Source organism: Streptomyces glaucescens (assembly GCF_002154375.1).
Classification (GTDB): Bacteria; Actinomycetota; Actinomycetes; order Streptomycetales; family Streptomycetaceae; genus Streptomyces; species Streptomyces glaucescens.
In genome coordinates, this window is sequence record NZ_MUND01000051.1 from 6,907 (window position 1) to 12,418 (window position 5,512).

The 5,512-nt window shown below is 72.8% G+C and carries 4 protein-coding genes; 2 read left to right on the plus strand and 2 right to left on the minus strand.

The genetic code is table 11. The annotated features are described in order from the left end of the window. Positions 1–50 precede the first annotated feature (50 nt). Complete coding sequence (gene pdxH, locus CCN42_RS04140; protein WP_086733115.1) at positions 51–680, minus strand: pyridoxamine 5'-phosphate oxidase; 630 nt, start codon at positions 678–680, stop codon at positions 51–53. Between the two features lie 350 nt (positions 681–1,030). Between pdxH and CCN42_RS04145 the strand changes: the two genes are divergently transcribed. Further along, positions 1,031–2,131: a citrate synthase 2 gene (locus tag CCN42_RS04145; protein ID WP_086733112.1), complete on the plus strand. Its 1,101-nt coding sequence runs from the start codon at positions 1,031–1,033 to the stop codon at positions 2,129–2,131. 37 nt (positions 2,132–2,168) lie between these two features. Here CCN42_RS04145 and CCN42_RS04150 read toward each other — a convergent pair whose 3' ends face one another. Next, positions 2,169–3,188, minus strand: a complete 1,020-nt coding sequence (locus tag CCN42_RS04150; protein ID WP_086733113.1) for an isopenicillin N synthase family dioxygenase — start codon at positions 3,186–3,188, stop codon at positions 2,169–2,171. Positions 3,189–4,058: 870 nt separating this feature from the next. On the opposite strand from CCN42_RS04150, the gene CCN42_RS04160 reads away from it, so the two are divergent. Next, positions 4,059–5,459: a PAS domain-containing protein gene (locus CCN42_RS04160; protein ID WP_086733114.1), complete on the plus strand. Its 1,401-nt coding sequence runs from the start codon at positions 4,059–4,061 to the stop codon at positions 5,457–5,459. Positions 5,460–5,512: the final 53 nt, after the last annotated feature.

Consider the following 5,512-nt stretch of genomic DNA (forward strand, 5'->3'; position numbering starts at 1 on the left):
TTGACGACACCCCCTAGGGCCCGTCCGTCAGCCCCTCGGGCGGCTCGCCCTCACGGACTGAGCCGCTCCACCCGCCAGCTCCCGTCCGGCCGCGCCACGTACCGCAGCCGGTCGTGCAGCCGGTTGTCCCGGCCCTGCCAGAACTCCACCGACTGCGGCGCCACCCGGAACCCGCCCCAGTGCGGCGGCACCGGCACCTGCTCGCCCTCCGGGTAGCGGGCCTCCAGTCCGGCGTAGGCCGCGTCGAGCTCCGCCCGGGTGGGGATCACCGACGACTGTGCGCTCGCCCACGCGCCGAGCTGGGAGCCGTGCGGCCGGGACCGGAAGTAGGCGGCGGTCTCCTCCCGGCCGGTGCGCCGGGCCACACCCGAGACGATGACCTGCCGGGCCATCGGATACCAGGGGAACAGCAGCGAGACGTACGGGTTCTGCGCGAGGTCCCGCGCCTTGCGGGAGTCGTAGTTGGTGTAGAAGACGAAGCCCTGCTCGTCGAACTGCTTCAGCAGCACCGTCCGCGAACTGGGCCGCCCCTCGGAGTCCGCCGTGGAGACGACCATCGCGTTCGGCTCGAACAGCCGGCCCTCCGTCGCGGCCTGCCGGAACCAGCGGGCGAACTGCTGCACCGGCGTCTCGGCGAGGTCGGCCTCGGCGAGTCCCTCCTCCCGGTAGTGCTTGCGCATCACCGAGGGATCGGGAACGGGATCGGGGTGGGCGGCGAAGACGGCGTCATGCTCGGTCACGCGGTCATCCTGCCGTATCGGTCACGGCGGCCGGCCCCGGCTGCGGGCCACGGTGTCCTTCATCACGCCATGGCACTGAGTGCCGCGAAACCTCCCCAAGACTGGCACTCACGGATATCGTGCTGGGACCGTCCCGGTGGGGTGACCGCCCTCCGCGCGGGGCATCAGTCGAGTGACCGTTCGAGACCGCGAGCCCGTCCCAGGCCGTGGATCCCAGGGCGATCACTCACGTCCACAGCTGCCGCCGGGCCCGCCCACCACCCGTCGCACACATCACGAGGAGCCGCCTGATGTCCGACTTCGTACCCGGACTCGAAGGAGTCGTCGCGTTCGAGACGGAGATCGCCGAACCGGACAAGGAGGGCGGTGCCCTCAGGTACCGGGGCGTCGACATCGAGGACCTGGTCGGCCATGTCTCCTTCGGCAACGTCTGGGGCCTGCTCGTCGACGGCGCCTTCAACCCCGGGCTGCCGGCCGCCGAGCCGTTCCCCATCCCCGTGCACTCCGGCGACATCCGCGTCGACGTCCAGTCCGCGCTCGCCATGCTCGCGCCCGTGTGGGGCCTGAAACCCCTCCTCGACATCGACGCCGAACAGGCCCGCGACGACCTCGCCCGCGCCGCCGTCATGGCCCTCTCCTACGTCGCCCAGTCCGCCCGCGGCCAGGGCCTGCCCATGGTGCCGCAGCGCGAGATCGACAAGGCCCAGTCCGTCGTCGAACGCTTCATGATCCGCTGGCGCGGCGAGCCCGACCCCAAGCACGTCGCCGCCGTCGACGCCTACTGGACCTCCGCCGCCGAGCACGGCATGAACGCCTCCACCTTCACCGCCCGCGTCATCGCCTCCACCGGCGCCGACGTGGCCGCGGCCCTGTCCGGTGCCGTCGGCGCCATGTCCGGCCCCCTCCACGGCGGCGCCCCCTCCCGCGTCCTGCACATGATCGAGGAGATCGAGCGCACCGGCGACGCCGAGGCGTACGTCAAGCGGACCCTCGACAAGGGCGAACGCCTGATGGGCTTCGGCCACCGCGTCTACCGCGCGGAGGACCCGCGCGCCCGCGTCCTGCGCCGCACCGCCCGCGACCTCGGCGCCCCCCGCTTCGAGGTCGCCGAAGCCCTGGAGAAGGCGGCCCTCGCGGAACTCCACGCCCGCCGCCCCGACCGCGTCCTCGCCACCAACGTCGAGTTCTGGGCGGCCATCGTCCTGGACTTCGCCGAGGTCCCCGCGCACATGTTCACCTCGATGTTCACCTGCGCCCGCACCGCCGGCTGGTCGGCGCACATCCTGGAACAGAAGCGCACCGGCCGCCTCGTCCGCCCCTCCGCCCGCTACATGGGCCCCGGCCCGCGCGACCCGCGCGAGATCGAGGGCTACGCGGACATCGCCCACTGAGCCGGGCGCGGCAGCACGCCCGCGGTCACGCGGGACTTCACGCGGGGCTCAGCAGCCCCGCGTGATGCCGTTCCGCCACCAGCGGATGCGCCCGCAGCTTCCCCTTCAGCTCGTTGAAGCCGTACTCCGCGAACAGCGGGTTCGCCGGATCGTCGGTCACCCCCGGCGCGGCGGAGGCGTACGGGAAGGGCAACGGCTCGATCCGGGCGTCCAGCCGCGGGTTGTAGAAGAACGGCACGGAGAACCGCTCGGTGGCTCCGGGCGGCGAGACGACCCGGTGGTTCGTGGCCACCAGATAACCGTCGGTGGCCACCTCCAGCAGCTCCCCGAGATTCACCACGAACGCCCCCGGGATCGGCGGCACGTCGTGGAAGAGCCCGTCCTCCCGCTGCACCTGAAGCCCGCCGACCTCGTCCTGCAGCAGCAGCGTCAGGAACCCGTAGTCCTTGTGCGCGCCCACCCCCTGGTCGGCGCCGTCCACCGCGCTCCCCGGATACCGCACCAGCTTCAGATGCGGATGCGCGTGCTCCCCGAAGATCGGGTCGTAGAAGTCCGCGGGCGCGCCGATCGCCGTCAGCAGCTCGTGCAGCAGCCGCTCCGCGACCCCGCTGAGCCGGTCGATCCACGCCAGCGCGGCGGTCCGCAGCTCGGGCAGCGCGGCCGGCCACTGGTTCGGCCCTTGCAGCCACCAGTACGCCGGCTCGCCCGGCCCGGGGATCCGGACCGGCCGCTCCGCGCCGATGTCGAGCTGGTCCCGCCAGTCCCGGGCACCGCCGGTGCGCTCGTCGCCGATCCGCGTGTAGCCGCGGAAGTGCGGGGAGTTGACGTTGTCCAGCGCGACCCGGTCCGCCTCGGGCAGGGCGAAGAACCGCCGCATGGCGGAGAGCAGCGCCCGCGTCTCGCCGTCCGGGACCCCGTGTCCGACGAGCTGGAAGAAGCCCACGTCGCGGGCGGCGGCGTGCAGCCCGGCGTGCAGGGCCGCCCGGGCCCCGGGGCCGGCGTCGGCGGCGGAGAGATCGATGACGGGAAGCTGCTGGTACGACGCGTGAGAGTTCATGGAGACATCCGCAGGGGTACACGGGGGCCCGCGCCGCCGCCGGGGTGGGGCGGGGCACGGCGCACCGAGGGAAAGGGATGAAGGAAAGCGGCGGTCAGCCGGAGGAACGGGGCCGGAGCGCTCAGACGGTGGAGCGTCGACAGCCCATGCTCGTGACGCGGACGAAGTCCACATGGCGGCGTCGAACGAGCGGAAGCATGCGCCCAGGGTACTGCCCCCGGAACGCAGACGACCCGCGAGTCGGGTTCCTCCGAGGAGGAGCCGGCCGGACGTACCGGCGACTCGCGGGTCGGGTGACTGCTTGGGATTGGGCCGGCTGCACGCTACGTGCACGTGCTGATCCGGCACCGCACTGAGTGGGGTGACGGGCGCTAGCCCGCAGCCACCTCACGCGTCCGGTTTCCATACATCTGCCGGATCACCTCCTTTCGGTGTGTACGACACCCTAAGAACGTGTCGGTCATCGCTCAAGCGGTTTTTCCGAGCAGTTCGATGGCAGCGGCTCTGGACGCGTGGTGCAGTCGTAACCGTCGCCGCGTTGCCGCAGCTGGAGGTTGCGGTGAGAGACGTTGATCCGGCCTTCCGGTGTGGTCAGGCCGTGCTGGCCCCTGGCTCGGACGGAGTCATGCCCGGTCCACGTGCCCGCCCACGCATCGCCTTTTCGTGCGATATCCCGGGGTCTTTCGAATGTGCAGACGACACCCCCTAGGGGTGTCTCGTCCGGCGTCGCTGCGAGCAGGCGCGACGACTTCTTGATTCCTCGCAATCTTGCGGGAACCATATGTGGGCTGCGTCACGTTCCAGTTGAATGAATGCCCGTGAGCACGATCGACGTGCCGTACGTGCGGACACAGCCTGCAGGGGGTCCAGGTGAGTGCTTCCCGGCGTAGTGGGACCACCGACGAACTCGGGCCGGACGAGCCCGAGCGGGACGGTGCGGATCTGCTGGCCGCACTGCTCGACGGCATGGACGCCGCCTTGTGCGCGTTCGACGCCGACGGAGTCGTCACGCACTGGAACCGCGAGGCCGAGCGGATCCTCGGCTGGACCGCGGCCGAGGCCGTGGGCCGGCAGGGGTTCGCCGGCTGGGCGGTGCGCAGCGCGGACGCCGAGGAGGTCGCGGCCCGGCTGCTGTCGGCCATGCACGCGCCGGGCCGGCAGGTGCACGAGTTCGCCCTGGTGACCAAGGGCGGCGGACGGGTGCTGGTGCGCACCCAGTCGGCGGCCGTGCGCGGCCCGGACGGCAGGCCCGCCGGGGTGTACTGCGCGTTCAGCGAGGTGCACACGCAGATCGATCTGGAGCGGTCCATCGCGCTCAGCGAGGCCCTGTTCGAGGACGCCGGCTGGGGAGTCGTGCTGGTCGACGCCGATCTGCGCCCGGCGGTCGTCAACGCGCACGCGGCCCGCGCGCTGGGCACCGGGCGTACGGCGGTGCTCGGCCGGCCGCTCGGCGATCTGCTCGCCCAGGGCGTGGAGGAGCTGGAGGCCGTGCTCACGCATGTGCTGGCCGAGGGTGCGCCGCCCGCGCCCGCCGAGATCTGGGTGGGGGTGCGCACCCCGGACGGGGAGCGGCGGCGCTGCTGGCGCTGCGGGTTCGTGCGGCTGTCCTCGCCGCTCGCGGAGGAGCCGGTGCCGCTCGGTGTGGGCTGGCTGTTCCAGGACGTCACCGAGGCCAAGCAGGGGGAGCAGGAGGCGGCGCTGCTGCGGTTCCGGAGCAATCAGCTGCACCGGGCGGCGCGGGCGGCGGCGGAGTGCGAGGACCCGGTGGAGGCGGCGATCGTCCATCTGGACTTCGCGCTGGCCGGTTTCGCCGACCACGCGCTGATCGACCGGGTCGTGGGCGGAGTGCTCGCCGACGGCGAGGAGACGGGCCCGGTCCGGTTGCTGCGGGTCGCGGCCACTCCCTCGGGTGGGGGCGGCGCTCCCGGTCCGACCGTGTCCGCCGGGCGCGCGGGTCTGCCGGTGCGGTACGGGCAGGGGCACCCGGCGCTGCAGTGCGTGGCCCGTGCCGGCTCCGTGCGGGCCGGCGTCGGCACGGTGCCGGCGGACCAGGCCCGGGCCTGGGCGCGGGCCCGGCAGTGGCCGGAGGACGCGGTGCACGCGTTGTGCGCGGTGCTGCGCAGCCGGGGGCGTACCCTGGGTGTGGTGACGTTCCTGCGCGGCAGCGGGCGCAGCGCCTTCGAGCGCTCCGACACGGCCTACGCGGAGGACGTCGCGGTACGGATCGCCGGGGCGCTCGATCTGGCGGGGCTGGTGCGACGGGACGCCTAGGCCGTGTCCGCAAAGTCCCGTCTGCCCCGCGGGCGGACGACGGGACTTTGCGG

Excerpts from the sequence above, each read along its gene's own strand:
- CCN42_RS04145 (WP_086733112.1), top strand. The coding sequence starts at position 1,031 with ATGTCCGACTTCGTACCCGGACTCGAAGGAGTCGTCGCGTTCGAGACG.
- CCN42_RS04150 (WP_086733113.1), bottom strand. The coding sequence starts at position 3,188 with ATGAACTCTCACGCGTCGTACCAGCAGCTTCCCGTCATCGATCTCTCC.
- pdxH (WP_086733115.1), bottom strand. The coding sequence starts at position 680 with ATGCGCAAGCACTACCGGGAGGAGGGACTCGCCGAGGCCGACCTCGCC.